1 protein-coding gene is annotated in these 603 nt (G+C 37.0%); it reads right to left on the bottom strand.

The window, feature by feature from the left end:
- Positions 1 to 603 (bottom strand): UvrD-helicase domain-containing protein (locus tag R8N47_RS26640; RefSeq protein ID WP_318186289.1); only part of this gene is annotated, 603 nt, incomplete at both ends.

The raw sequence follows: 603 nt of genomic DNA on the forward strand, positions 1-603 counted from the left end.
TGTTATTTTTATAACCGTTACATAGTTTTTCAAATGTACTAATCAGTTCCGTTGGGCAGCTATCATACTGGGCAATGAAACATTTTGGCTCTAACCACGTAACTTGCCCGATAATATCTCTACGACCTGTTAGTTTTTCACATAGGTTGATGATATTTTGACAACTTCGGAAATTGCTAGTTAACTCAAGTGAAACGAAATCGTTGTTTCCTACAAATTTACTGATCTCCTCGGGGGCAACGTCTCTAAATCCATATATAGCTTGGTGAAGGTCACCAACAAAATGCAGTTTAATACCAACATCTGAGAGACATTGGAGAATCATAAGCTGCTCAAAAGAAAGATCTTGGCACTCATCCACAATTATTAACGGATATTTTTTTGCGAATAGTTGAACAAATTTTTCAAATTTCTCTTCGGTAAGTGCTTTCAGTGCTAAATACTCAATGTCTCTATAAGTTGCGTAGCCAGCAGCAAGCATTCGATTTTTGGTTTCTTTTAGATCTCTTTCTTGCCAGCTTTCAAGGGTAACCGCATTTAGTTCTCGATCTTTGATTGAATCCCCAGTATCGAAGATATATCCACCTTTTTTCAAGTCCATAG

This window comes from Vibrio sp. 2132-1, assembly GCF_033344315.1.